This window comes from Colwellia sp. BRX9-1 (assembly GCF_014077195.1).
In the GTDB taxonomy this organism is placed as follows: Bacteria; Pseudomonadota; Gammaproteobacteria; order Enterobacterales; family Alteromonadaceae; genus Colwellia_A.
The window spans coordinates 1-245 of sequence record NZ_JACGVM010000106.1 but is presented as its reverse complement, the minus strand read 5'-3'; the positions used below and the strand labels follow the sequence as shown (position 1 = coordinate 245).

Sequence of the window (245 nt, the reverse complement as noted above, 5' to 3'; positions counted from 1 at the left end):
GCGAGTTTTTTAAAGGCGGCTTTATTACTGAGTATTTTACCTAGATGAGTTGATTTAGCGCCACGTTGGTCTTCAATATAAGCGACTTCAGTAAATGTTTTATGGGTATCTAAGCCAATGAAAAGTATGTTATGTTTTATCATGCTAGCCTCTGTTTGATAATGTTGACACATATATTATGGCTCTGGTTTGTAAAACTAACCCACATTTAGAGGCTAGCACCTTGTGGGGAGTCATTGTGTCTA

Annotated in this window: 1 pseudogene; it reads right to left on the bottom strand. The window is 37.1% G+C overall.

Annotation, left to right across the window (positions count from 1 at the left end):
- Positions 1-143 (bottom strand): annotated as a pseudogene (locus H4J76_RS19670) (IS110 family transposase); the annotation flags it as partial.
- Between the last annotated feature and the right edge of the window lie 102 nt (positions 144-245).